Here is a 24,607-nt window from a genome sequence, read left to right on the forward strand (position 1 = left end):
ATGAAGCCCGCACTGCCCTCCGGCCCGGCCACCCGCTCCGCCCTCTACCTGCTGGGCCTGCTCGCGGCCCTTAAGGCCCTGTCCCTGGTGCTGCTCGCGCAGGCCATCGCCGCGATGCTGGCGGGGCTGGCCGGGACTGGCGGCGGGGACTGGCGGGAACAGCTCGCCTGGGGTGCGGCCGGCGCGGTGCTGCGTGCCGTGACCGCCTGGGGGCAGGGCGTTGCCGCCCGCCGCGCCGCCCTGGGTGTGAAGGAGGAACTGCGGGTCCGGCTCATGAAGCACGCACTGGGCGGCGGTGGTGTTGCTGCGGGGCCAAGGACCGTGAATCCGGCCGGAGCCCTCAACGACGGCGGCTTGGCCGTCCTGGCGACCCGCGGCCTGGACGCCCTGGACAACTACTACACCCAGTTCCTGCCGGCCCTGGTCAACTGTGCCGCCATCCCGCTGCTGCTCGCGGCCCGGATCCTGTTCGCGGACTGGGTCAGCGCCGTGGTGATCGTACTGACCCTGCCGCTGGTCCCGCTGTTCATGGTGCTGATCGGACGGCACACGGAAGAGCACGTTCGCGACGCCCAGGCAACACTCCGGCGGTTGTCCGGGCACATCCTGGAGCTGGCCAAGGGCCTTCCGGTGCTGGTCGGCCTGGGCCGGGCCGCCGAGCAGCGGGCGGCGCTGGAAGATCTCTCCGCCGAATACCGCACCCGCACCATGGGGACACTGCGCACGGCCTTCCTGTCCGCACTCGCCCTGGAACTGATCGCCACGATTTCCGTGGCGGTCGTAGCCGTGTTCATCGGTGTCCGGCTGGTCGCCGGCGACATGGGACTCGAAGCCGGCCTGCTCGCACTGATCCTCGCCCCGGACTGCTACCTGCCGCTGCGCGAACTCGGAACCGCGCACCACGCCAGCGAGGAGGGACGCGACGCCCTTGCCACGGCCGGCGCGGCCCTGGACGCCCCGGTGGGCCGGCGCATCGCTTCTGAAGGGGCAGGACCCACGGTTCCCGGGCTTGCCGTCCGTGGGCTCACGGTGCGTTACGCCGGGCGTCCGCTCGACGCCGTCGGGCCCCTCGACTTCGACGCCCCCGCCGGGCGGATCACCGCCCTTTCCGGCCCCAGCGGAGCCGGAAAAAGCACGGTCCTCGGCGTGCTGGCCGGGACCGTGCGGGACAGCGCCCGCGGAACGGCGGTCCGGGGGAGTGCCAGCGGTCCCGACGCCGGCAAGATCGCGTGGGTGCCGCAGCATCCGGCCATGACGGCCGACACCGTGCTGGCGGAGGTCCGCCTGTACCTTGACGCCCGGGTTGACGCCCGAGATGATGCCCGGGAGGATACGCCGGACGCCGGGACGGCCCCCGGTGCGGCATCCCGGGGCGGGGACGCGGCCGCCCTGCACTGCCTGGAGCAGGTGGCGGCCGCACACCTGGCGCACAAGCACCCGGCCGAGCTGAGCCCGGGGGAACTGCGGCGCGTGGCGGTGGCGAGGGGCCTCGCCCGGGTCGAGGCGGGCGCCACCCTGCTGCTGCTGGACGAACCCACCGCCCATCTGGACTGGGCCACCGCCGATGCCGTGCACGCAGCCATCACCGGCCTGCGAGGCAAGGCAACGGTCATCCTCGTGGCCCACGACGCGGCAACCCGCGGCCTCGCCGACCACGTGGTGCCGCTGGGCCCCTCGCACGGGACGGCGGCGCAGGCCCCGCATGGGCCGCGGCTGGCCGCCGCACCCGCGGCGGACCCTGCCGGCCCGGGACCGGAAGGCTACGGGCCCGCCCCCACCGGCGCCCTGGGTCCCGCAAACGCCCTCGCCCGAATCCTCGCACCGCTGGGCTTCCGCTTCACCGGGGCGGTGCTTCTGGCCGCCCTGGCGGCGCTCTTCGCTGTGGCACTGTCCGGACTGTCCGGCTGGCTCATCATCCGTGCGAGCGAACAGCCGCCCATCCTCTACCTGCTGGGCGCGATCGTCGGCGTCCGGTTCTTTGGCATCGGCCGGGCCGTGCTGCGCTACTGCGAACGCCTCGCTGTCCACGACCTCGTCTTCGAAGCCATGACCCGCCTGCGTGGTGCGCTCTGGGCCTCGCTCAGCCAGCGCGCCCTGTCCTTGCGGCGGCTCCTGCGCGGAGGCAACGTCCTGGGAACCGTGGTGGACGACGTCGATACCCTCCGTGACCTGATCCCGCGCGTCGTCCTGCCGCCGCTGTCGGCGATCGCCGTGGCGGCCGCGGCAATGACCGCGACGGCGATGCTGCTCCCGGCGGCACTGCCCGCCGTCGCGATCACCGCACTCGCCGCGCTGCTGATCGCCCCGCTCGCGGCCCTGCTCGCGGACCGCAACGCGGCCCGCGCCGAACAGGAGTTGCGCTCCCTGGTGCTGCACGACGTCGCGGCGGCCCTGGATGCCCGCGCCGAACTCGCCGCCAACGGGGTGGCCCGGACTGTGCTGGCTTCCCTGGCAGCCCGGGACCGCACCGCCACCGCCGCCGCCCGCCGCGCGGCCTGGGCTGAAGGACTTGGCCAGGGGATCAGCGTACTGGCCTGCACCCTGGGCGCCCTGGCCGCAGGCATGGCAGGAGCCGGGCAGGTGCAGTCGGGAAGCACCGGCGCCGCCCTGCTCGCCGTGATCGTGCTGATGCAGCTGGCCCTGGCCGAGCCTTTCGGTGCCGTAGTCCCCGCCGTGCGCCAAGGTCCGGCGCTCGCCGCCGTGCTGCGCCGCATCGCAGCAACGGGCGCCCTGGACCCGGGCACGCACGCCGGCCCCATCCGCCTGCCTGGGCTGCCGGACAACCGTGCCGGACTGGAGCTGCGCGGACTCCAGGCGCGCTGGCCCGGCGGCGCGCCGGTGTTCAGCGGGATCGACGCCGACGCCGGACCCGGCCGCTGGCTCGCCGTCACCGGACCCTCCGGCGCGGGAAAGTCCACCCTGCTGTCGGTGCTGCTCGGCTTCCTGCCGCCCTCGGCGGGCACTGTGCGGCTCGGCGGGAAGGCGGCCTGGTGCCCGCAGGAAGCCCATCTCTTCGACTCGACCATCCGCGGCAACCTGCTGCTGGCCCGCCCGGCCGGGAACAAACCGGACGAAACACAAATGCGGCAGGCCCTCGCCGACGTCGGACTCTCCGCGCTCGTGGCCGGCCTGCCGGAGGGGCTGGACAGCAGGATCGGCCCCTCCGGCTCCTTCCTGAGCGGCGGCGAACGCCAGCGCCTGGCCATGGCGCGCACCCTCCTCAGCGGCGCAGACGTGCTGCTGCTCGACGAGCCCACCGCGCACCTGGACGCCGCAACCGCCGCCGTGATGATGGCTGAACTGCGCGCGGGGCTGAAGGACCGCACCGTGGTGCTGGTGACCCACAATCCGGCCGACATCGGTCCTGCGGACGCACGCCTTGAACTCGCCGCCGACAAGGTGCTGGTGGACCCTGCTACCGCTCAGTAGCCTAAGGGGATGAAGTCACTCCCCGCGCCGCCGCCCGATCCCGTTCCGCTGCCCGATGCCCACGCAACCGGCCTCCAGTGGCGTGCCGCGGATACCGCCGACGTCGGCGCCTGGGCCGCCCTCATCGCCCGCACCGCGGTAGTCGAACAGCCCGTCTGGTACGAGAAGGCCGCCGACCTCGAACAAATCCTGCAGTCGAGCAAGAACGACCCCGCAGCGGACACCGTCCTCGGCTTCGATGACGCAGGCGTGCCCCGTGCCTACGGCCGGGTTGCCAAGAACCCCGACGGCGATAAGGCCTTCGGGTTCGCCTGCGTGGACCCGGCGTGGCAGCGCCGGGGGATCGGCACCGCGATCCTCGCCTGGCAGGAAGGGCGCACCCGGCGCCGCTTCGCGGAGGATCCGGGGCCGGAGAACACGCCGGCGGAACAGGCGCCCGTGCCGCGGCTGCGCCTGTTCATGGAGGAGAAGATGGCGCACCAATCCGGGTTGTTCGGGGCCCGCGGGTTCGAGGTGGTGCGCTGGTACAACGAGATGCACCGTCCCCTGGAGGGCGGCCTCCCGGACGTCTCACTGGCACCGGGCCTGGAACTGCTCACCCTCGGACCCGCCCTGCACGAGGCCGCGCGGCTGGCGCACAACGATGCCTTCCGGGACCACTGGGGCAGCGAGCCGCGGGACGAGGAAGCCTGGCGGTTCACCATGGAAGACCCGCTCCACCGGGCCGACCTCAGCACCGTGGTCCGGGACACCGCCACCGGGGAAATCGCCGGCTACCAGATCGCCACCTTCGATCCCGACGCCGCCGCGGCCCGCGGCTACAAGGAGGGCTACACCGAATTGCTGGGCGTGCGGCGGCAGTACCGTGGCCGGGGCGTGGCGAGCAGCCTCCTGGCCGACGCGATGCACCGATTCGTGGCGGCCGGCATGGACGTGGCCTCACTGGACGTGGACTCGGAAAACCCCACCGGCGCCCTGGCCCTGTACCTGAAGATGGGCTACACGGCGGTCAACCGCAGCATGGCCTGGGACAAGGTCCTGCCCGCGGAATAGACGCCCGGTCAGCGTCCTCCCAGCCGCCCGAGAACCTCATCGGCCCCCGCGACGATCCGCTCCACCAGGCGGCCGGCGTCGTACTCCCCGGCAGCGCCGATCAGCGGGCTGGCCTGGCCGGCCCAGAGGGACATCAACCCGGTGTTGCCCTGTTTGCCGGCTTCCGGGCGGAACTTCCCGGTCAGCCAGTTCTGCACCGGGAACGGGGCGTGGGCGGACGGGTCCGGCAGCTCCCTGATGATGCGGTTGGGGATGCCGCGGGCGAGCCTGCCGCTCAGGGCGCGGGTGAGGACGGTCCGGGCGGTGGCGGGGCCGCGGAGCACCTCGCGGTAGGCCGGGACAGCGGCGGACTGTTCGGTGGCGAGGAAAGCGGTGCCGATCTGCACGCCATCCGCGCCGAGGCACAACGCCGCGGCGAGGCCGCGGCCGTCGGAGATACCGCCGGCGGCGATCACCGGGACGGACACGGCATCGGCCACCTGCGGAACCAGGGCCATCGTCCCCACGAGCGACTCTTCGGCCGGCCGCAGGAAGGACACGCGGTGCCCGCCGGCCTCCATGCCGGTGGCCACCACCGCGTCCACTCCGCCGTCGGCCAGCGCCACCGCTTCCTCCACCGTGGTGGCAGTTCCGACGACGACAATGCCGTTGCGGTGCGCGGCCTCGACCACCGCGGGCGAGGGCACCCCGAAGACGAAGCTGAGCACAGCGGGCCGGGCCTCGACGGCTGCCGCGATCTGCTCGTCGACGTCCGGCATCCAGGAGGCCGGCTGCTCCGGAAGCTCCAGGCCGAGTTCTTCGAAGTACGGGCGCAGCACCTCACGCCAGGCGTTGAACTGGTCCGCGTCCGGGTGCGGTTCGTCTTCGCCGGCAACCGGAAGCCACAGGTTCAGCCCGAAGGGTGCGGGCGTGGCCGTCTTGAGGGCCTCGGCTGTGGCCCTGATCCGGTGGGGCTCGTACCCGTACAGGCCGAAGGAGCCCAGCCCGCCGGCGTTGCTGACGGCGGCGGCGAGCTCCACCGAGGAGACGCCGCCGAACGGTCCCAGCACAATCGGCAGCCGGGTACCGAACAGCCGGGTGGCGGAGGTGTTTGTCCAGCTTCCTGACACGTTGGCCATGCCGCTCAGCCTTTCACGTCGTACAGGTGGTGGACGACGTCGTGCATGAAGTACCGCGAAAAGGTCAGCACGGTGAACGCCGAGCCGTTGCTGCGGATCCCGGTGCGGGGCCACTGCTCTTCGGTGACGCCGGCGAACGAAGCGGCCACCCGTTGGCCCTCGGCCTCGAGTTCGACGGCCACCAGGGCCGGGTCGGCCGAGGCATAGTCGCCGTCGATGGCTGCCTGGTCCTGGTCCCAGTTGGCGAAGCGGGCGTCGTCCTCGTCCAGCATGAGGTGCAGCCGCCGGTCGAAGAGGCTGAAGACGTCCCGCACATGGCAGGCGTACTCCAGCGCGGACCAGGTGCTGTCGTCCGGCCGCACGGCGACGTCCCGGCGTTCCAGGACGACCTGCCAGCGCGGCAGCATGTCCAGCACCGCTCCGGAAACCGTTGCAGGGCTCACCGTCGCGGGCTCGAATCCGCACTCCGGGCAGGGCTTGTGCAGGACCCAGGTCCAGTCTTTGTCATCGGGAATGATCGGCATCCGGCCAGTCTACGGCCCCTCCCGGAAGGCCGCCGGACCCCCTTCCATCCGGCCGCGCCAGGAGTAGAGTGGCCCCGGGGGTGGGCTTGGAAAGGAACTGAAATGCTTAAGGATCTCAGTGTCGCGGCCGTGCTTCCCGCCAGCGACATCAACCGTGCCCGTGAGTTCTACCGCGACAAGCTCGGACTCGAACCGGACAATCCGGATGCCGGCGACAACCTCATGTACAGGTGCGGCAACGGCACGGCCTTCCTGCTGTACCAGACCAGCAATGCCGGCACGGCGAAGAACACCCAGATGGGCTGGGTCACGGACGACCTGGACGCCGAGATGGCCGATCTGCGGTCCCGTGGCGTGGTCTTCGAGGACTACGACCTGCCCGGGCTGAAAACCGAGAACGGTGTTGCCACGATGCCTGACGGCGAGCGTGGCGGCTGGTTCCTGGATTCGGAAGGGAACATCCTCAGCCTCAACACGATGCCGGCCTCGAACACCTAACCTTCGCTTCCGGCTGCCTCCCCCCACGCCATGGTGGCGCCGATGGCGTCCACCGGCTGGGACAGGGGGACTCCGGAGCCGTCGCGGCGGCCGTGTTCCTGGGGCAAGGCACGGGCCACGCCGGCGGCGGAGGACGCCTTGGCCGGTCCGTGGCCGGCCCAGGCGAGCAGCAGGGTGTCTTCGCCCTTGAGGAAGCGGTGGGCCCGCACGCCGCCCGTGGCGCGGCCCTTTGCCGGGTACTCGTCGAACGCTGTTACCTTCGCGGTTCCCGGTGCCGTACCCGGCAGCGCGCCGTTGTTCCCGGCAATCGTGACGACGACGGCGGCGGGGTCGTCCGCGCGGACAGTACCGAAGTGGAGCACTTCGTCGCCGGGGGCGAGTTTGATGCCGGCCATGCCGCCGGCCGTGCGGCCCTGCGGCCGTACCGCGGAGGCGGCGAAGCGCAGCAGCTGGGCCTGCCGGGTCAGGAAGACCAGCTCGGTCGTGTCCTCGGCCGCGGGCTCGGCCGCGATCACGCGGTCCTTGTCCTTGAGCGCGATAATGTCAAAGTCTTCGCGGTTCAGCGGGTAGTCCGGCTGGACCCGCTTCACCACGCCCTGGGCGGTGCCGAGGGCCAGGATGGAGTCCAGCGGAACGAAGGCCACCAGGGTTTCGCCCTTGAGCAGGGTGATGAAGTCCTTGGCCGGCACGCCGCCGGCGAGGTTCGGCAGCCCGGCCACCGGCGGCAGCAGCGGCATGTCCATGACCTGCACGCGCAGCATCCGGCCCTGCGAGGTGACCGCGCCGATTTCCCCGCGGGCCGAGGTCTTCACCACGGAGCGGAACACGTCGTGCTTGGTGCGCGGCCCGGCCTCGGCCAGGGGCTCCTGGTTCGCGGTGCGGGCGATCTGCCCGGACGCCGTCAGGATCGCCCAGCAGGGGTCGTCCGCGATTTCCAGCGGCAGCGCGGCGGCCTTGCCCTTCGCTCCCGGGGTCGCGGCCGCAAGTGCCGCCGCGACCGTCGGGGACACCGCCTCGGATTCGAGCAGCACGGTGCGCCGCGGAGTACCGTACTTCGCGGCGATCCCGTCGAGTTCGCCGGAGACGAGTTCGCGCAGCAGGGTGTCCGAGCCCAGGATCGCCTCGAGTTCGGCGATTTCGCGCCGCAGTTCCTCCTGCTCCTTTTCCAGTTCGATCCGCGAGTACTTGGTGAGCTGGCGCAGGCGCAATTCCAGGATGTAGTTCGCCTGGATTTCGGAGAGGTCGTAGATGGACATCAGCCGGTCGCGGGCGGCGGCGGCTTCGTCCGAGGACCGGATGATCTGGATGACCTCGTCGATGTCCACGATCGCGATGAGGAGGCCCTCCACCAGGTGCAGGCGGTCCTTCTTCTTGCCCAGCCGGTATGCGGTGCGGCGGCGCACCACGGAGAGCCGGTGGTCCACGTAGACCTGCAGCAGCGGCAGCAGGCCGAGGGTCTGCGGCTGGCCTTCCACGAGGGCAACGTTGTTGATGCCGAAGGAGTCTTCCATCGGGGTGAAGCGGTAGAGCTGCTGGAGGACGGCGTTCGGGTTGAAGCCGTTCTTAAGCTCGATGACCAGGCGCAGGCCGTGCTGCCGGTCGGTGAGGTCCACGACGTCGCTGATGCCGGTGAGCTTCTTGCCGTTGACGGCGTCCTTGATCTTCTCGATGACTTTTTCCGGACCCACCATGTACGGCAGCTCGGTCACCACCAGGCCGGTCCGGCGGGCGGTCAGCTGCTCGATCTCCACCTTGGCGCGCGTCTTGAAGGTGCCGCGGCCCGTGGCGTACGCGTCGCGGATGCCGTCCAGGCCCACGATCCGGCCACCGGTTGGCAGGTCCGGGCCGGGGACGAACTGCATGATGTCCTCAAGGGTGGCTTCCGGGTTGGCGATGAGGTGCCGGGCGGCGGCAATTACTTCGCCCAAGTTGTGCGGGGCCATGTTGGTGGCCATGCCGACGGCGATGCCCGTGGTGCCGTTCACCAGTAGGTTGGGGAACGCGGCCGGCAGGACATCCGGCTGGGTCAGCTGGTTGTCGTAGTTGGGGATGAAGTCCACCACGTCTTCATCGAGGTGGTCTGTCATGGTCAGGGCCGCTGCCGCGAGCCTGGCTTCGGTGTACCGCGGGGCCGCCGGGCCGTCGTCGAGGGAGCCGAAGTTGCCGTGCCCGTCGATCAGCGGCAGGCGCAGCGAGAAGTCCTGTGCCATGCGCACCATGGCGTCGTAGATGGCGGCGTCGCCGTGCGGGTGCAGCTTGCCCATGACCTCGCCCACCACGCGGGCGCTCTTGACGTGGCCGCGGTCCGGGCGCAGCCCCATGTCGCTCATCATGTAGAGGATGCGGCGCTGGACAGGCTTGAGGCCGTCCCGGGCATCGGGCAGCGCCCGTGAATAGATCACAGAGTAGGCGTACTCCAGGAAGGAGCCTTCCATTTCGGAAGTGACGTCGATATCGATGATGTTTTCGGTGTAGTCGCCGCTGTCTGCAGCGGCTGCTGCTTTGGCGCGGGAAGGACTTTGGCTGCGTGCCATGGAGCGGGCGGATCCTTAAGGTGTACTGCGGGAAGGGTGTCCTGCGGAAGATTGACTACGCTAAGCCTATGGTGGATGAGCCCGGCACCGGCGTATATCCGGAATATTGGGAGGCCGATGTCGTCCTGCGCGACGGCGGAATCGCGCACCTGAGGCCCATTTCCCCGGCCGATGCGGACGCCGTCCAGGCCTTCCACGCCGGGCAGTCACAGGCCTCCATCTATCTGCGGTTCTTCAGCTTCAAGGCCAGGCTTTCCAGCAAGGAACTGCGCCGCTTCACCGAAGTGGACCACACGGACCGGGTCGCTTTCGTGATCACCATCGGCGGGGCCATCGTCGGCATCGGCCGCTACGACCGCCTCGAGGACCGTGGCGAAGCGGAGGTCGCGTTCAACATTTCCGATGCCCAGCAGGGCAGGGGCATCGGCTCCACCCTGCTCGAACACCTCGCCGCCGCGGCACGCGAAAACGGGATCCACCGCTTCACCGCCGAGGTCCTGCCGGAGAACAGCAAGATGCTGCGCGTCTTCGCCGACGCCGGATACCGGCTGTCCCGTCACTTCGACGACGGCGTCGTGAGCGTCGCGTTCAACATCGACCCCACCCGCGAATCGCTCGCCGTGATGGAGTCACGCGAGCACCGCGCCGAGGCGCGCAGCGTGCGGGACCTGCTGGCGCCGTCGTCGATCGCGGTGATCGGGGCCAGCCGCAAATGGGGGAGCGTCGGCTACCAGCTCCTCGAACACGTGATCGAAGGCGGATTCGGCGGCCCGGTGTACGCCGTGAACCCGGAAGCCTTCGAACTGGGCGGCGTGAAGTCCTACGCCCGGATCGCGGACCTGCCCGGCCCGGTACAGCTGGCCGTCATCGCCGTCCCCGTTGAGGAAGTGCCGAAAGTCGTGGACGACTGTGCCGCTGCCGGGGTCAAGGGACTCGTGGTGGCCACCGCCGGATACGCCGACGACGGCGAACGCGGCCTGCTGCGGCAGCAGGCCCTTGTGCGCCAGGCCCGCTCGTACGGGATGCGGGTGATCGGGCCGGAGTCCCTGGGCATCATCAACACGCACCCCGGTGTGTCGCTGAATGCCTCGATGGCACCCGCCATGCCGCCGCGCGGGCGGCTGGGCCTCTTCACCCAGTCCGCGGCGATCGGAGTTTCCGTCTACGCGGCGGCCGTCCGCCGGGGCCTCGGCCTCTCCTCCCTCCTGTCCGCCGGCAACCGTGCGGATGTTTCCGGCAACGACGTCATGCAGTTCTGGGAAGACGATCCCGACACCGGCGCCGTCGGCCTGTACCTGGAGTCGATGGGCAACCCGCGAAAGTTCTCCCGCCTGGCCCGGCGCCTGGCCCGGAGCAAGGCCGTGATCGTGGCCAAGTCCGACCTCACCGGCCGCAGCCTGCCGCCCGGGCACGTCGGCCGGACCACCATGGCCCCGGCCTCTGCCCTCGATGCCATGATGCGCCAGTCCGGTGTCATTTCCGTGGAAACGGTCGAGCAGCTCATGGACGTGGCTCAGATCGTGTCCGGACAGCCGCTCCCGCAGGGGCCCGGACTCGCCGTGGTCAGCAACTCCGCCGCGCTGGGCAAGGTGGTGGCCGACTCCGCCGGGCACCACGGGCTCCGGGTGGAGAAGCTGGTGACCGGCCTTGACCTGGACTCCGGGGCCTCAGTCTCGCTGGAGCGCCTGCGCACGCAGCTCCGGGATGTCTTCGCCGACGGCGCCGTGCATTCGGTGATGGCCGCGATGATCCCGGCGCGCAGCGTGTCCACCGAGGACATCGCGAAGGTGCTGGCCGACTGCGCGGCCGGGACAAGCAAGCCCGTGGTCGCCGCGTTCGGCGGGGTGCTGGATCCGGCCGCGCGGCTGGACGGGATGCTGCCCGCCGAGGCGGCCGGGGCCGGCGTTCCGTGCTACTCCAGCCCGGGCAACGCGGTGGCGGCGCTGGCCGCCATCGCCGGCTATTCTGCCTGGCTCGGCAGGGACCAAGGCCTCCTCGTCGAACCGGAGGGCTGCGATCCGGAGGGCACCCGGGAGGACCTGGAGCGCCTGCTCGCCCCGGTCCACGGCGAACAGCTGCTGCGCCTGGAGCCGGAGGACGCGGCCTCGCTGCTGGCCCGCTACGGCATGGTGGTGGAACCGTCGGCGGTCTTCGAGCACGACGACGACGCCGTCGCCGCCGCCGGGCGGCTGGGCTGGCCGGTGGTGCTCAAGACCACCGACCCGGCACTGCGGCACCGCATTGACCTCGGCGGGGTCCGGCTGGACATCGAGGACGCCGACTCGCTGCGCCGCAACATCGCCCAGATGCGCCGTGCGCTGGCGCCGTTCGGTTCCCCGGCCCTGGAAGTGCAGGCCATGGCGCCGGTGGGCCAGGCCTGCATCTTCCGGGCCATCGAGGACCCGCTGCTGGGTCCGGTGGTCTCCTACGGCCTGGCCGGGGACGCGGTGAACCTGCTCGACGACTGGGCGCACCGGGCGCCGCCGCTCTCCACCACCGACGTCCACGACTTCATCCGCGGCCCGCGCGCCTCCCTGCGGCTGTTCGGCTACCAAGGGCTGCCCGCCGTCGACGTCGCCGCCCTGGAGGATCTGGCCGCCCGCGTGGCCCGGCTGAAGGACGACCATCCGGAGATCGCCCTGGTGGAGTTCAACCCGGTCCTGGCAAACCCCGAGGGGGCCCGCATCCTGGCCGCCGAGGTGTGGATCGGCAACGCCGCGCAGCGCACCGACAGCGCCCGCCGCGCGATGCGCCGCTGAGCCGGACGGTTAGGCAGCCTGCCGGGGATCTGTGAAAATGGGGGAATGAGCTCGAAGTCCCCGATGTCCTCTTCCGGCCCGGCAGCAGCCGGGCACCATGCGGCGCACAACCACAGCACGCAGGGGCAGAGCCTGGAACAGGCACTTCAGCGGGCCGGTTTCTACCCGGTGCTCGTGGCCGATGTGGTGGACGACGCCCTGGACGGCCGGGACTGCCTCGCCCACCTGGTGCATCTGGAAACGCATTTCGACCGGGCCGAGGTCCGCCGGCACATCACCGTGCTGGTCCTGACCGAGGACATGCTGGTCATCACCCACGTGGACGACCAACAGCTTGACGAGGCGGGCGAACAGATCGTCGCCCAGATCTCCACCGAATCCGTTCCCGTGGCCCAGATCCGCTCGGTGGTATTGAGCTACATGTACGCCCAACCGCAGAACTACAAGCCCAGCGATCCCGTGCGGGAGCTGACCCTGTCCATCGCCTGGTCCGGCGGGCAGCGGCTCGACGTCGGACCGGCCAGCTGCGGCGACCCGCAGTGCGAAGCGGACCACGGCTACACTGGCACCATCAGCCAGGAGGACATCGTCCTGCGGATCAGCTCCGAGGCCGACGGCCCCCGCGCCGTGCACGACGCCAAAGTCTTCGCCCGGGCCTTGCGCGCCGTCAACACCGGAACCCCCGCACCGCCGGCCCACGCCCCCATCCCGGCGCCCCGGCCCCGCTCGGGCGTATTCGGCAACCGCCTGAGCCGCGGACACCAGCGCTGAGCATGGAACTTTCGAGGCAGCCGGCCACATCCGGCCCTTCCGCCGCGTCCCCCGCCCAGCTCGTCCCGGAGGACCTCCCGGCGGCCCCGCTGTACGGCAAGCAGTCCATCGCCGAGGTCTTCACCAGTGCCGCCGCGAGCCTGGGCCTGCCCGGCTTCGACAACACCCTGCAGCTGCCCCCGGCGCAGCGGGTCTGTGTGGTCCTCGCCGACGGACTGGGCCGCAACCTGCTGAAGAAGAAGGCCGCGCATACCCCGTTCCTGCGCTCCGTCGCCTCGGCGGGCCAGGGCAGGGTCCCGGTGTGGCTCGACTCCGCGTTCCCGTCCACCACGGCTTCCTCGCTGGCCAGCCTCGGCACGGGCCGCACCCCCGGCGAGCACGGCATGGTCGGCTACGACGTCCTGGACCCCGGCCAGGACAAGGTGGTGAACCTGCTGGGCAACTGGGACGCCCAGGTTGATCCGCTGCAATGGCAGCCGTTTCCTTCCGTGTTCGAACGCGCCGCCGACGAGCTGGACGTCGTCACCGTCAGCCTGCCGCAATTCGGCCAGTCGCCCATGACCCGGGCGGCCCTGCGCGGCAGCCGCTTCCTGGGCGGCACCTCCCTGCACGCCCGCACCACGCTCGCCGCCGAGGCCATGGCCGGCGGCAGCCGTTCGCTCATGTACTTCTACGTGAACGAGCTCGACAAGGCAGGCCACCGGTACGGATGCGCCTCCGAACGCTGGGAGCACCAGCTCGAGGAGCTCGACTCCACGGTCAAGCGGCTCTCGGCCTCCCTGCCCGCGGGAACAACCATCATCCTCACCGGCGATCACGGCATGCTCGACGTGCCCGAATCCCAGCGCCTGGACTACTCCGCCGATCCCTCCCTCGTGGCCGGGGTCCGGCACACCGCCGGTGAACCCCGCATGGTGCACCTCTACCTGGAGCCCGACGCCGGCGGGGCCGCCCGGGATGCGCTGCTGGATGCCTGGCGCCGCCGTTTCGGCGAACGGATCTGGGCCTTCACCCGGGAACAGGGACTCGCTGCCGGGCTGTTCGGCGGTCTCCGCCCGGAGGTGGCGCCACGGATCGGCGATGTGATGATCGCCGCCCGCGACACCCTGGCCCTCTATGACACCCGCAGGGTCCGCCCGCAGGCCCTGGAGGTGGTGGGCCAGCACGGCTCCCTGACCAAGCCCGAACGCGAAGTGCCGCTGCTGTGCTTCCCGGCCGCCGGATCGAAGCGCCGGCGTGGCTGAACTCGTCTTCTTCTCCGGAACCATGGACTGCGGCAAGTCCACCCTCGCCCTGCAGATGGACCACAACCACCGGGCGCGCGGCCGCGGCGGCATCCGCTTCAGCCGCAACGACCGGGCGGGGGAGTCAGTGATCTCCAGCCGCCTCGGTCTGCGCAGTGACGCCGTCGAGGTCGGGGACGGCACGGACTTCTGGGAGGAAACCGTACGACGCCGGACCGGCGGCCTGCGCGTGGATTACCTGATCTGCGACGAAGCCCAGTTCTACTCGCCGGAACAGGTGGAGCAGCTTGCCCGCTTGGTGGACGAGATGGACGTGGACGTGTTTGCCTTCGGAATCACCACCGATTTCCGTGCCCGCCTGTTCCCGGGCTCGCAGCGGCTGGTGGAACTCGCGGATAGGATCGAGGTCCTGCAGGTCCAGGCCCTGTGCTGGTGCGGCCGCCGTGCCACGCACAACGCGCGGACGGTGGACGGCATCATGGTGGTCACCGGCGAGCAGGTGGTGGTGGGCGACGTCGTCGACGACGGTCCGGCACCCGGGAGCGGCGGCCCGCAGATCGGATATGAAACGCTGTGCCGGCGCCACTACATGCGCCGGGTCACCGCCCACGCCGCGGGCCTGATGGCCGGACGCGAGCAATCGCTGCCGTTTGAGCTGGACGCGTGCCTTTGGCAGGGCTCCAGTGGCCAGGCTAAATAGCCGGGGTCAACAAACCGGATCAGTCGCCGCGGGTGCCGAAGACGATGTCGTCCCAGCTGGGCACGCTCGAACGCTTGGGCCGTGCGGGGCGCTCCGCGGGGGCCGCGTCCTTTTCCTCGTTCTTCGCCGCAGGACCCGCACTGCCGGGCTTGGCGCTGCCCGCCGGCGGGGCGGTGTTCCGGTTCCACGGGGTCAGCGGGGTCCGGCGGTGCCGCGGTTCCTCGCTCTGCCGGCGGGACGCCCCGCCAAGGAGTTCGTCCAGTCCGGCCCGGTGGGTGCTTTCGCCGCTTTCCTCCGGAGTGTCCTCGCCCGCGTCCTCCGTGTCCCCGGAGTTTTCTTCGGCCGCGGCGCTGCCGGCCGGAGTGTCCCCGAGGGAACGCAAGGCCACCGGCACCACCGTGATCTCGCGGGTATCGGTACTCACACCCTCGTGAAGGTGGAGTGAATCGCCGTCCTCGTGGTCGGACCGGTCCGCCGGCGCCGGATTACGGGAGGCGAGGCTCAGGCGCGCCACCGGGCGGCTTTCTGTCTCCTCATCGGCGTCCTCCGACGGACCGTCGCCCGCTCCGCCATCGGACTCCTCGGGGCGCGGGTGTGCGGCCGGAACGCCGCCGCCCAACAGCAGGGCGAGGGCGTCGTCGCCGTCTTCATCGATGCCCAGCCGCTGTCCGCGGCGCAGGCGGAGCATGTCCAGCAGGCCGTCCGCGTCCGGGCCGGACGAGGCGGGAGTGCCGTCGGCGTCGGCCTCGAAGTCGAAGGGCCGGTCCGCGACGGCGGACAACCGCCGGGCCGGCAGCGGGCCGTCCAGGGGTTCGAGTTCGCTGAGCTGCTGCGCCCAGCGGTTGGCATTCTGCAGGGTCTTGCGGCCCGGGGTGAAGGTCCACATCGCCGGAGGTTCCTCGCCGATGCTGGCGGGTGCGCCGGCGTCGGGTTCGAAGCGGGCCACCACGGTCCAGGTGCCGTCGTTGCGCCGCCAGGAATCCCACTCGACGGTTGAGGGGTCGATGCCGTGTGCCGAAAGCCGGTGCGTCACCATGTCGTCCAGGCTCGCGGGTGCATCCCCGAACGCGGCCCGGTAGGGGTCGTGGCCGGGGGAGGGCGAGGCGACTTCGACCTTGCGGGCCTGCTGGGCGATGTATTCGCGCTCGGCCAGGACCGGTCCTTCGTAGCGCTGGACGTTGGCCAGGGGCAGGCCGGAGAGCTCGGCGACTTCGGCGGCGCTCGCGCCGGAGCGGATGCGGGCCTGGATGTCGCGCGGGGACATGGCGACCGGGGCGATGGCGGCGCGGGCGGCCACCTGGGCAGGTGTCCGGCTGGTGGCAACGCGCAGTGCCTCGTCGATCGGCAGCTGGAACGTCTCACCGCCGCTTCCGCTCAGCAGGAGATGTCCGCCGTCGTCATGGACGCCAACAAGCCGTAGTTCCCGCATCAAATCCTCCACCATGGCCTTTTCCGACAGTCGAAACTCTGCCACCAGCATGGGTCAATTCCTACTAGGACAAAGGGCGCGCCGCGATTTTCCGTGATTTCCGGGCCCTCAAGGGGCCGCGGGCACAAAAGCACCCGTCCCTGCGTTACATACGTAGGCCGGGGGAGCATCCCCCGGCCTGGACGCGCTAGGCAGTAAAGAAGGGATCATGGCAACGGATTACGATGCCCCTCGGAAGGTCGACGACGAAGCGGGCGAGGACTCCATTGAAGAGCTCAAGACCCGCCGGACGGAGAAATCGTCCGCGGTAGTCGACCTTGACGAAAGCGATCTTGCAGACGCTTTCGAACTACCCGGCGCCGATCTGTCGAACGAGGAACTGCAGGTCCAGGTCCTCCCCGCCCAGGCCGACGAATTCACCTGCGCCAACTGCTTCCTGGTGAAGCACCGCTCCCAGATTGCCCGGGAAAAGGACGGAAAATTGTACTGCCTGGAGTGCGAAGGCTAAGGGCCGGACCGGGAAGGCCGGTCAGGAAGCCAGTGCCTTCAGGAGTTCCTCGGGCCGGCGGGTCGAGGTGAGCCAGTAGGGGGTGCGGTCCTCCGGGTCGGTGACGGGGATGCGCACTACGGGATCGATCCAGCCGCGGATGCACAGGAACGCCAGGCCGTTGAGGCGGGTACCGCGTTCGGCCGTGGCCTCGTCCTTGCGGAAGGCCTCGGCCGGACCCAGCAGGTTGCGCGGAATGCTCGCCCGGCCCACCTGCAGGGTATCCCTGCGGACCACGATGCTCGGCGTGGACAGGAGCAGCAGGACCGTCATGATCCCCGCCAGCACCAGCGCCGCGATGATCCCTGCCAGGAAGCTGATCGGTGCGAAGACCAGGATGCCCGCACCCGAGAGGCCGATGACGATCAGCCAGATCCACACCGACGGCCACAGCTTCTCCGTGAACAGGACTTCCGCTCCGTTCTGGGGTTGGCCGGGCACGGGGGAGGACGCAGTCGCTTCAGGCATGGCTCCAGCTTATCCTTCCGTCCACACCCCGCCTGACGCGGGCGCGGAGCAGCGGGTCCGGACGCTAGAATGAGGCATTGTGAGCCAGGAGTCAGCAGTCATCAGCCCAGCAGAAGCCCCCGCCGAATTCGGCGCCCCGACCCTCCGGGTCGAGCTGAAAATGCTCGACGCCGGACTGGAGGCCCCGTCCTACGCCCACCCGGGTGACGCCGGGGCCGACCTGCGGGCCCGCGAAGACGTCACCTTGGCACCCGGGGAACGGAAACTGGTGCCGACCGGCGTCTCCATCGGCCTGCCGAACGGCTATGTCGCCCTGATCCATCCGCGCTCCGGCCTGGCCACCAAGCACGGCCTCACGGTGGTCAACGCTCCCGGAACCGTCGATGCCGGGTACCGCGGCGAAATCGCCGTGACCCTGCTGAACACGGACCTCATGCAGCCGATCGAACTCAAGCGCGGCGACAGGATCGCGCAGATGGTGATCCAGCGAGTCGAATACGCCGGCTTCGTCCAGGTGGAAGAACTCTCGGAAACCGTGCGCGGCGACGGCGGTTTTGGTTCCACCGGCGGTTTCTCGACCGCAAACGCCTGATACCTGCAAGGCTGTACCTACCTGCAAGCCTGTAACCTTCCGCAGCGTCCGGCAGCCCCGGCTGTTCCGGAACCGGACCTCCCGGGAACAATCCGGCGGTCCGCGGTTTACCGGGGGATAGACCACAACACAAGGAGAGAACCCCATGTTTTTTGGGCGCGGCAAGAAGTCCAAGGCCGTCCAGCCGGAGGCTGCGGAGCAGGACACGGTTGAGGCCGGAACGGCCGACGGCGGTGCCCCGGAAGGCGGAAAGGCGAAGGGTGATTTCCGGCTGGCCAAGGGGCCATGGGATGTCTCCGAAATCGACAGCCAGGACGGTTACCTCGATCTCGGTGCCCTGCTGATCCAGCCGGTCGAGGGCCTCCAACTCCGTCTGGAAGTCGAAGAGGCAAGCCAGCGGGTGGTCGCCGTGACCATGGATCTGGAAGGATCCAGCCTGCAGCTGCAGGCCTTTGCCGCCCCGCGCTCCGAAGGGCTGTGGGACGAGATCCGCGAGCAGATCGGCGAGTCCGTGGCCAGCCAGGGCGGCGAGACCGAGGAGATCGCCGGTGCCTTCGGCCCCGAGCTCGTGGCGAAGCTGCCGAGCGAAACGGCGCAGGGCCTCCAAGGCTTCCGTGCCGCGCGGTTCATGGGCGTGGACGGACCGCGCTGGTTCCTACGGGGCGTCATCGGCGGCCCGGCAGCCCTGGAACGCGAAACTGCGGCCGGACTCGAGGAACTCTTCCGGCGCGTCGTCGTGGTCCGCGGCGACAACCCGATGCCACCGCGCGAACTGCTCCAGCTGCGCCTGCCCAAGGATGCCGCCGTCGCCGGGCAGGACGGCGCACCCGCGCCCGGCCTGGCGAAACCCGAGCGGGGCCCGGAGATCACCGAGATTGGTTGACGGACAGATCCGGGGCAGCCTCCCCGGGGAACCCCGCGAGATCAGCGACCTTCCGCTGCGGGGGCGCGTCAGCTGCACAGGCTTCATCGAGTCGGTGACTTACGTGCCTGCCAGTGAAAGGGCCCAGTTCGCCGCGATCGTGGTCGAAAACATCATCCACGGCGCGGCTGCGGCCTCGCCGCCGCACCTTCGGGTGGTCTGGCTCGGGCGGCGCAGGGTACCCGGAGTGGAGCCGGGCGCGAAGCTCCATTTTGAAGGAATGGTCACCGTTCGCGAAGGAACACCCACCATGTTCAACCCCCGCTACGAAATCCTCACCCGGCAGGAGCGCTGATGACCGCCAACGGAACAGACCCGGACAAGAGCGGTCCGGCCGATATCCGGCCGGCCCCGGAAACGGGCCCGGCAGAACAGCCCGCACAGGAGGGCGAGCCGGGCATCGCCGCGCTGGCCGCAGGCTATGCGGAGAAAGCCGGCCTGCAGCGGAACAAGCACGGCCATGTGGACATCCTCAAGTCCGCCGGCGGCATCCAGGGCATCGCCGAGAGCATCCTTCCCGGGCTGGTCTTCCTGGTCGCATTCACCATCACCCGCGAACTGGCCTTGTCCTTGGTGGCCGCCCTCGCCGCGGCGGCCCTCTTCACCGTGGCCCGCCTGGTGCAGAGACGGCCGCTGACCCAGGCACTGGCCGGAATCGCCGGCGTCGCGATCTCCGCCTGGCTGGCCAACACCACAGGCAAGGCCGAAGACTTCTACGTCCTGGGCTTCTACACCAACGCCGCCTACATCGCCGGGCTGCTGCTTTCGATCGTGCTGAAGTGGCCGATCGCCGGGCTGCTGTTCGGCTTCGTACGCAACGAGGGCCTGGAGTGGCGCAAGGACCCCGAACGGCTGCGCGCCTACAACATCGCCACCTGGGTGGTCATCGGCGTGCTGGCGCTCAGGCTGGTGGTCCAGCTGCCGCTGTACCTGCAAGGGGAGGCGGGCCTGGCCGCCCTGGCCACGATGCGCCTGATCATGGGCGCTCCGCTGTACATCCTCGGCCTCTGGGTGGCGTGGCTGCTGAGCCGGCCCGCGGGACGCGGACCGGCCAAATAGCCGGATCCGGCCCAGGCGCCGAACCGGTTCAGCCGTCGAAGCCGTCGTCGTCCGCCTGCTCCGGGCGTTCCTCTTCGGCCGCCTGACCGCCGTGCACGGAGGGTGACAACAGGGCACGCAGCCCGTCTTCGGCGGCGATCGTGGTCACGAAGAACAGTTCGTCACCGCCGTCGAGCACGTCGTCCCGGCTGGGGGTAATGGGTGCATGGTCGCGCAGGATGGCCACGAGCGTGGAATCCTCCGGCCAGTCGATGCCCCCCACCGTGCTGCCGATGATGTGCGAATCATGGGGGACCGTGAACTCGACCAGCGAGGACACCCCGGTCTGCAGGGTCAGCAGGCGCACGAGGTCGCCGATCTCCACCGCCTCTTCCACGAGGGCCGTCATCAGCTGCGGCGTGTTAACCGCGACGTCGACTCCCCACGAATCGTTGAACATCCAGTCGTTCTTCGGGTTGTTCACCCGGCCCACCGTGCGGCCGACCCCGAATTCGGTCTTTGCCAGCAGGGACACGACCAGGTTGACCTTGTCGTCGCCGCTCGCGGACACGACGACGTCGGCCTCCTCCAGTTTCGCTTCCTGCAGGGTGCTCAGTTCGCAGGCGTCGCCCACGAGCCACCGGGCACCGCGCAGCCCGCTGCGGCCGATGACTTCGGGCTTGAGGTCGATCAGCAGGATCTCGTGCTTGTGGGCCAGCAGTTCCCGGGCGATCGAGGAGCCCACGCTGCCTGCGCCGACGATGACGACTTTCACTCGGACTCCTTCGCGGGAACGCCGGCCAAGGCGCGCTGCACTTCGTCACTGCGGTCGATTTCCAGCATCACGTGCACGGTGTCACCTTCCTGGTAGGAGGTGCCGGGGCCGGGCAGGATGCCTTCGCCGAAGCGGGTCAGGAAGGCCACCCGGGTTCCGGATGCCGCTTCGATCGCGCTGAGCGGGTGGCCGATCCACTTCTCGTTCAGGTCCACTTCGGCCAGGACCAGGCGGCCCGAGGGCTCGCGGTAGTCGCCGGCGAGGTGCTGTTCGGGCAGGATGCGGCGCAGCACCTGGTCGGCGCTCCAGCGCACGGCGGCCACGGTGGGAATGCCCAGGCGCTGGTAGATCTCGGCCCGTCCGGGATCGTAGATGCGGGCCACAACGTGGGCCACGTGGAAGGTTTCGCGGGCCACCCGGGTGGCGAGGATGTTCGAATTGTCGCCGCTGGAGACGGCGGCGAAAGCGTAAGCCTCATCGCATCCGGCCTGCTTCAGGGTGTCCCGGTCGAAGCCCACGCCGGTGACCTTCCGGCCGGTGAATCCGCTGCGGAGGCGGCGGAAGGCCCGGTCGTCCTGGTCGATGATGGCCACCGAGTGGCCCGAATCCTCAAGGGTGTGTGCCAGCGTGGCGCCGACCCTCCCACAACCCATGATCACGAAGTGAGCCACCGTCTCTCCTTCAAACTTGTGCTTCTCGCTGCGTAAGACTCTACCGGGGCGGATGTGGTGTGCCATGACATCCCCTGTGATTGCGAGTAACGTGGCCGGGTGCTGACTATTTTCAACGCGGTGAAACGGGTTCTGGTGGGGCGGCCCTTCCGGAACGACCGCTTGTCCCACACCCTGCTGCCGAAGCGCATCGCACTGCCGATCTTCGCCTCCGACGCCCTGTCTTCCGTGGCCTACGCGCCGGACGAAATCCTCCTCACCCTGGCCCTGGCCGGTGTGAGTGCCGTGTCCTTCTCACCGCTCGTGGGCCTGGCCGTCATGGTGGTGTTGCTCACAGTCGTGGCCTCGTACCGGCAGAACGTCCACGCCTATCCTTCCGGCGGCGGCGATTACGAGATCGCCAACGTCAACCTCGGCAAGTACGCCGGCCTCACGGTCGCGTCGGCCCTGCTGGTGGATTATGTCCTCACCGTCGCGGTGTCGATGTCCTCGGCGGCCACCTACCTGACCACGGCGGTGCCGTCCCTGCACGGCCAGCAGGCCCTGATCGCGACCATCGGCGTCGTCATCCTGGCGCTGGTCAACCTGCGCGGCATCAAAGAAGCCGGCACGGTCTTCGCGGTCCCCACCTACATCTTCATGTTCTCCATCCTCGGCATGACCGCTGTCGGCATCTTCCAGGCGGTCACGGGCCAGTTGGGGCAGGCGCCCTCGGCCGCGTTCACCATCGTTCCGGAAGAAGGTTTCGACGAAGGCCTCGTGGGCCTGGCCGGGGCCTTCCTGCTGCTGCGCGCGTTCTCCTCGGGCGCTGCGGCCCTCACCGGTGTGGAGGCCATCAGCAACGGCGTGCCCAATTTCAAGAAGCCCAAGAGCAAGAACGCCGCCACCACCTTGCTGATGCTCGGCGTCATCGCCTCCGCCATGCTCGCCGGCATCATCTACCTGGCCAACGCCACCAAGGTGCACATCGTGCTGGACCCGGCCACCGAGTTCCTGCTGAACGGCCAGCCCCTGCCGGAGGACTATATCCAGAACCCGGCGATCAGCCAGATCGCCCAGACCATCTTCGGCGCCGGGTCCATCCCCTTCTACATCGTGGTGGCCGCCACCGGCATCATCCTCGTGTTCGCCTCCAACACCGCGTTCAACGGCTTCCCCGTGCTCGGCTCCATCCTCGCCCAGGACGGCTACCTTCCCCGCCAGCTCCGCACCCGGGGAGACCGCCTGGCCTACAGCAACGGTGTGCTCGCCCTCGCCGCCGGTGCGCTGGTGCTCATCCTGTCCTTCAACGCCGACGTCACCCGCCTGATCCAGCTCTACATCGTGGGCGTGTTCATCTCCTTCACGGCCAGCCAGCTCGGGATGATCCGGCACTGGGGCCGTGAGCTGAAACTGGCCCGCGACAAAGCCGTGCGGCGCCGGGTCCTCAAGTCCCGCACCATCAACATGGTGGGTTTCGGCATGACGGCGCTGGTGCTGACGATCGTGCTCATCACCAAGTTCGAACAGGGCGCCTGGCTGGCCCTGCTGGCCATGTTCGTGCTGTTCCTGATCATGTGGAGCATCCGCGCCCACTACGACAACGTGGCCAAGGAACTGGCCGTGGACGAGGACTCCTCGCCGCGTGCCCTGCCCACCCGGGTGCACGCGATCCTGCTGGTCTCGCACGTCCGCAAGCCGGTGCTTCGGGCCTTGGCCTACGCCCGGGCTTCCCGCCCGTCCCGGCTCGACGCGATCATCGTGGACATCGACTCGGAGGAGACCGCGCACACGGTCGCGGACTGGGAAAAGCTGGATATCCCGGTGCCCTTGACCGTGCTCGCCAGCCCGTACCGCGAAACCGTGACGCCCATCATGTCCTATGTGAAGAACATGCGCCGCGATTCGCCCCGGGACCTGATCGTGGTCTACATTCCCGAATACGTGGTCGGCAAATGGTGGGAACAGCTGGTGCACAACCAGACGGCGCTGCGCATCAAGGCGCGGCTGCACTTCGAACCCGGCGTCATGGTGGCCAGTGTGCCGTGGCAGCTCAAATCCTCCGAAGAAGCAAAGGCACTGCAGGACACCCTATGACGCAACACCAGCTTTCCCGTCCCGGCCGCCACAGTGACGCGGCCCCGCGCGAACTGGTGCTCGACGTCGGGCCTGTCGCCCATGGCGGGCATTTCGTCGCCCGCCACGAAGGCCGGGTGGTTTTCGTCCGGCACAGCATCCCGGGGGAGAAGGTCCGGGCCCGCCTCACCGACGCGGACGACGGATCGAAGTTCTGGCGCGCCGACGTCGTCGAGGTCCTGGAAGCCTCGGACGACCGGCGGCGGCATTTCTGGCCGCTGGCGGATTCGGCCGCCGCATGGCGCAAGGGCGGTCCGCCGGTGGGCGGCGCCGAGTTCGGGCACATCCGACTCGAACGGCAGCGGCAGCTGAAATCCGAGGTCCTCGCCGAGCAGCTGAAGCGGCTCGCCGGGCTGGACCTCCGGGTGGACGTGGAGGCCGTGGGCCAGCGCCCCGGCAGCGGCGAAGAGCACGACGGCGGCGGACTGGCCTGGCGCACCCGTGCCGGTTTTGCCGTGACCCCGGACGGCCGGCTCGGGATGCACGCGCACCGCTCCGACGTCGTGGTGCCGGTGCGTGAGATGCCGCTCGCCGTGCCGGGAATCAACGAGCTGAAACTCTGGGAGCTCGACCTGCGCGGCATCGCCCGCGTCGAAGTCGCCGCCCCGGCCAACGGCTCGCGGCCCCTGGTGCTGCTCGCCCCCGAGGACGACGCCGACCCGAAGCGGCTGGGCAGGATCCTGGCCCGGCTGCCGCACGATGTTTCAGTTGCCCGCTTCGACCCGGCCAAGGGCCAGGTACTTCAGCTGCGCGGCCGCACCTGGGTGCAGGAATCCGCCGCCGGGCACGAATACCGGGTCACCGGCGAGGGATTCTGGCAGATCCACAAGGACGCCCCGGAAACCCTGGTGGGCGCCGTCCGCACGTTCCTGCACGACGGCGGCTACCTCCTTCCGGGCTCGGCCGTCGCCGATCTTTACGCCGGAGCCGGCCTGTTCACCGCCCCGCTGGCGGACGCCGTCGGGATCACCGGTTCCGTGCTGTCCGTGGAAGGCTCTCCGGGCACCAGCCGGGACGCGCGCAAGAACCTGCACGGCGAAGGACACGTCGAGATCGTGCAGGGCCGGGTCGAACGCGTGCTGCGGAACCGTCCGCGGCGTTTCGACTCCCTCCTCATCGACCCGCCCCGGGCCGGTGCCGGGAAGGCCGTAGTGCGCCAGCTCATGGACTCCGGACCGCGCGCCATCGCCTACGTGTCCTGCGACCCGGCGTCGTTCGCCCGGGACCTGGGCTACTTCCATGCGGGCGGCTGGAAACTGGAGGGACTGCGGGCCTTCGACCTGTACCCGCACACCCACCACCTCGAAACCGTGGCATTGCTGGTGCCCGACGCCTAGCCGACATTACGATGGGGCCATAGTCGTCCCATGTCGCGTCCCTGGCCATGGCAGGCCACGATGTCCGGCGCTCGAATTAGGTT

At 69.8% G+C, this 24,607-nt stretch carries 21 protein-coding genes; 14 read left to right on the forward strand and 7 right to left on the reverse strand.

The features are described from left to right. Both cydD and BLP88_RS05485 read left to right on the forward strand, forming a co-directional pair. Complete coding sequence (gene cydD, locus BLP88_RS05480) at positions 1-3,429, forward strand: thiol reductant ABC exporter subunit CydD (RefSeq protein ID WP_074587550.1); 3,429 nt, start codon at positions 1-3, stop codon at positions 3,427-3,429. Positions 3,430-3,438: 9 nt separating this feature from the next. Next, positions 3,439-4,482, forward strand: coding sequence for a GNAT family N-acetyltransferase (locus BLP88_RS05485; RefSeq protein WP_074587551.1), 1,044 nt, complete (start codon positions 3,439-3,441; stop codon positions 4,480-4,482). 8 nt (positions 4,483-4,490) lie between these two features. On the opposite strand, the gene BLP88_RS05490 is transcribed toward BLP88_RS05485, so the two are convergent. Then, positions 4,491-5,600: an NAD(P)H-dependent flavin oxidoreductase gene (locus tag BLP88_RS05490; RefSeq protein ID WP_074587553.1), complete on the reverse strand. Its 1,110-nt coding sequence runs from the start codon at positions 5,598-5,600 to the stop codon at positions 4,491-4,493. Between the two features lie 5 nt (positions 5,601-5,605). Continuing rightward, positions 5,606-6,124, reverse strand: coding sequence for a DinB family protein (locus tag BLP88_RS05495; protein WP_074587555.1), 519 nt, complete (start codon positions 6,122-6,124; stop codon positions 5,606-5,608). A gap of 102 nt (positions 6,125-6,226) precedes the next feature. Between BLP88_RS05495 and BLP88_RS05500 the strand changes: the two genes are divergently transcribed. Next, entirely contained in the window at positions 6,227-6,622 is a 396-nt protein-coding gene (locus tag BLP88_RS05500) for a VOC family protein (RefSeq protein WP_074587557.1), read from the forward strand. Here BLP88_RS05500 and BLP88_RS05505 read toward each other — a convergent pair. Next, positions 6,619-9,156 (reverse strand): DNA gyrase/topoisomerase IV subunit A, encoded by a 2,538-nt coding sequence (locus BLP88_RS05505; protein WP_074587558.1) that lies wholly within the window; start codon positions 9,154-9,156, stop codon positions 6,619-6,621. The two genes, BLP88_RS05500 and BLP88_RS05505, sit on opposite strands and share 4 nt — an antisense overlap. A 68-nt stretch (positions 9,157-9,224) precedes the next feature. Between BLP88_RS05505 and BLP88_RS05510 the strand changes: the two genes are divergently transcribed. From BLP88_RS05510 to BLP88_RS05525, 4 genes are read left to right on the forward strand one after another with little or no spacing between them, the layout of a single operon-like run. Beyond that, a complete protein-coding gene (locus BLP88_RS05510) occupies positions 9,225-11,915 on the forward strand; it encodes a bifunctional acetate--CoA ligase family protein/GNAT family N-acetyltransferase (RefSeq protein WP_074587560.1) in 2,691 nt (896 codons plus the stop codon). A 45-nt stretch (positions 11,916-11,960) separates the two neighbouring features. After that, the gene (locus BLP88_RS05515; protein ID WP_074587562.1) at positions 11,961-12,686 is read left to right on the forward strand and encodes a DUF5998 family protein; all 726 of its coding nucleotides are present in this window, start codon (positions 11,961-11,963) and stop codon (positions 12,684-12,686) included. Between the two features lie 2 nt (positions 12,687-12,688). Then, positions 12,689-13,930 carry an alkaline phosphatase family protein gene (locus BLP88_RS05520; protein ID WP_074587563.1) on the forward strand — a complete coding sequence of 414 codons (1,242 nt, stop codon included), beginning with the start codon at positions 12,689-12,691 and terminating at the stop codon, positions 13,928-13,930. Next, positions 13,923-14,630, forward strand: a complete 708-nt coding sequence (locus BLP88_RS05525; protein WP_074587565.1) for a thymidine kinase — start codon at positions 13,923-13,925, stop codon at positions 14,628-14,630. Before BLP88_RS05520 ends, BLP88_RS05525 begins: the two co-directional genes overlap by 8 nt. Positions 14,631-14,649: 19 nt before the next feature. Here the strand turns inward: BLP88_RS05525 and sepH are convergent, their stop codons facing one another. Then, a complete protein-coding gene (gene sepH, locus BLP88_RS05530) occupies positions 14,650-16,110 on the reverse strand; it encodes a septation protein SepH (RefSeq protein WP_373366899.1) in 1,461 nt (486 codons plus the stop codon). A 157-nt stretch (positions 16,111-16,267) separates the two neighbouring features. On the opposite strand from sepH, the gene BLP88_RS05535 reads away from it, so the two are divergent. After that, positions 16,268-16,567, forward strand: coding sequence for a DUF4193 domain-containing protein (locus tag BLP88_RS05535; protein WP_074587566.1), 300 nt, complete (start codon positions 16,268-16,270; stop codon positions 16,565-16,567). A 21-nt stretch (positions 16,568-16,588) separates the two neighbouring features. Here the strand turns inward: BLP88_RS05535 and BLP88_RS05540 are convergent, their stop codons facing one another. Continuing rightward, positions 16,589-17,074, reverse strand: coding sequence for a DUF3093 domain-containing protein (locus BLP88_RS05540; RefSeq protein ID WP_074587568.1), 486 nt, complete (start codon positions 17,072-17,074; stop codon positions 16,589-16,591). Between the two features lie 79 nt (positions 17,075-17,153). Between BLP88_RS05540 and dut the strand changes: the two genes are divergently transcribed. From dut to BLP88_RS05560, 4 genes are all read left to right on the forward strand, one after another. Beyond that, on the forward strand, positions 17,154-17,666 hold the full coding sequence (gene dut, locus BLP88_RS05545; protein WP_074587570.1) for a dUTP diphosphatase: 513 nt from the start codon (positions 17,154-17,156) through the stop codon (positions 17,664-17,666). A 145-nt stretch (positions 17,667-17,811) separates the two neighbouring features. Then, a complete protein-coding gene (locus BLP88_RS05550) occupies positions 17,812-18,549 on the forward strand; it encodes a DUF3710 domain-containing protein (protein WP_074587572.1) in 738 nt (245 codons plus the stop codon). After that, a complete protein-coding gene (locus tag BLP88_RS05555; RefSeq protein ID WP_218871969.1) occupies positions 18,542-18,883 on the forward strand; it encodes a hypothetical protein in 342 nt (113 codons plus the stop codon). Before BLP88_RS05550 ends, BLP88_RS05555 begins: the two co-directional genes overlap by 8 nt. After that, positions 18,880-19,647: a DUF3159 domain-containing protein gene (locus BLP88_RS05560; protein ID WP_373366912.1), complete on the forward strand. Its 768-nt coding sequence runs from the start codon at positions 18,880-18,882 to the stop codon at positions 19,645-19,647. The genes BLP88_RS05555 and BLP88_RS05560 overlap by 4 nt, the downstream gene beginning before the upstream one ends. 28 nt (positions 19,648-19,675) lie before the next feature. Here BLP88_RS05560 and BLP88_RS05565 read toward each other — a convergent pair whose 3' ends face one another. Both BLP88_RS05565 and BLP88_RS05570 read right to left on the reverse strand, forming a co-directional pair. After that, on the reverse strand, positions 19,676-20,401 hold the full coding sequence (locus BLP88_RS05565) for a potassium channel family protein (protein WP_074587574.1): 726 nt from the start codon (positions 20,399-20,401) through the stop codon (positions 19,676-19,678). Next, on the reverse strand, positions 20,398-21,072 hold the full coding sequence (locus tag BLP88_RS05570; RefSeq protein WP_074587576.1) for a potassium channel family protein: 675 nt from the start codon (positions 21,070-21,072) through the stop codon (positions 20,398-20,400). Before BLP88_RS05570 ends, BLP88_RS05565 begins: the two co-directional genes overlap by 4 nt. 99 nt (positions 21,073-21,171) lie before the next feature. Between BLP88_RS05570 and BLP88_RS05575 the strand changes: the two genes are divergently transcribed. After that, positions 21,172-23,148, forward strand: coding sequence for an APC family permease (locus BLP88_RS05575; RefSeq protein ID WP_074587577.1), 1,977 nt, complete (start codon positions 21,172-21,174; stop codon positions 23,146-23,148). Then, positions 23,145-24,524, forward strand: coding sequence for a class I SAM-dependent RNA methyltransferase (locus BLP88_RS05580; RefSeq protein WP_074587579.1), 1,380 nt, complete (start codon positions 23,145-23,147; stop codon positions 24,522-24,524). The genes BLP88_RS05575 and BLP88_RS05580 overlap by 4 nt, the downstream gene beginning before the upstream one ends. Positions 24,525-24,607: the final 83 nt, after the last annotated feature.

The sequence above is a fragment of the Arthrobacter cupressi genome, assembly GCF_900099975.1.
GTDB lineage: Bacteria > Actinomycetota > Actinomycetes > Actinomycetales > Micrococcaceae > Arthrobacter > Arthrobacter cupressi.